The sequence below is a fragment of the Embleya sp. NPDC059213 genome (genome assembly GCF_042754445.1).
Classification (GTDB): Bacteria; Actinomycetota; Actinomycetes; order Streptomycetales; family Streptomycetaceae; genus Embleya.
The window spans coordinates 1-1,391 of record NZ_JBHZAV010000419.1 but is presented as its reverse complement, the minus strand read 5'-3'; the positions used below and the strand labels follow the sequence as shown (position 1 = coordinate 1,391).

Annotated in this window: 1 protein-coding gene; it reads left to right on the top strand. The window is 71.5% G+C overall.

Going from position 1 to position 1,391, the window contains the following annotated elements:
• Positions 1 to 914 precede the first annotated feature (914 nt).
• Positions 915 to 1,043, top strand: coding sequence for an LPFR motif small protein (locus ACFXMF_RS47745; protein WP_360313928.1), 129 nt, complete (start codon positions 915 to 917; stop codon positions 1,041 to 1,043).
• The last annotated feature ends 348 nt before the right edge of the window (positions 1,044 to 1,391 follow it).

Sequence of the window (1,391 nt, the reverse complement as noted above, 5' to 3'; positions counted from 1 at the left end):
CGCTCTCGTGAACGCAAGCGGCGGGCGGCCTCCCCACCCGGGTGCCGATGACGAGGTCGGCGATGCGTGGGAATCGGACCGGCCCGATCGCACGTGCGGTCGGGCCCGTCGGGGTGCCGCCTGGCCGGTGCGTCCGACGTGGCCCGGCCGGCTCGCCGAACCACACGTGCCTCGTGGCCCGTTCGCCGCCCACGGTCACCGCGAGGCCCGTCGACGGGCCCCTGCCGGCGAACCCCGGCCCGCACTCGAACAGTCGCCCGGAGCCGAAGCCGATCGGAGGATCAACGCTCAGCCGGGCACACAACCGACGACATACTCACGCGGCCACCACACCCCGATGCACATTCCGCACCGCTACCCACCCCGCCCACCTGCACGCCTCAGGCACACGAGAGCGGCCCGCCTGCCGTCCGGTTCGCCGACCGTGGCGCACGGCCGACCGACGGCCGTATCCGCCCTGAAGCAAAGGCAGTTCCGAGCACACGGTTCCTCGGCCGACGGCATGCGGTGGGCCTGGCCGAATCGGGGTCGTTCCCGTCCCCGCTGTCGCCTCCGCGCCGCGCCCGGACCGTCTCCTCGAGCGTGCGGAGAGTCTGTGTACGTCGTGACGGTGGTGGTTGGAGCACCGACGACCCGCGGAGGAGCGCCCCCGTTGATCCCGCGCACGCCTCGGACCGGCGACGCGGATCCGGGCCTTCCGATCGCCGACCGGGCGTGATCCCTCCGATAGAGGAGGCCGTCGCACCACGGAGAGGTTGCACATGGCACGGCTTCGACGTCTCGACATGATTTCGATCCGAGTGCCGACGCCCGATCGCCGGCCCCTCCGTTTCCTGCACGCTCCAACGGGCAGCCAATGGTTGCGGGGTCCGCGCAACGCGTGTCCCGCGGTACCAATGCGACGGGAGGTTGGCATGTTCAGAGCCATCGGTGACGTTCTGGGGAAGATCGGGGGCGCGATCGCAACCGTCGTCACTTTGCCGTTCCGTGCCCTGGCCCGGTTGTTCGGCGGTGCGTCGGAGTCGACACGGGGGCGGCACTGAGCCGTGGCCCGATGCGCTCCTGTTCGAGGCAGGCGCGTCGCGCAGGACCGGGAAGTCCACCGAGACGAGGTCTGCGGCCTGTTGAAACCGCTACAGCAGCCGGCCTGGCGGTTGCCATTGGGCAACGCGGCAGGTCGGCCACTGTCTTGCCGGCGTCGCGCGCACGGCGCAGCCGGGTCGCTTCGGTGACGCGCCGGTAGATGGTGCGGCGGCCGTTCCGGGAGCGCGCGAGGTAGCCGGGACGCTCGCATGCGCAGCCGATCGTGTGGTGCGGCGCGGCAGGGGCAACGACGCATGTCGTCTTCGCAATGGCCGACGCCTGCGGTCGAGTCCCGTCGGGACTCGACC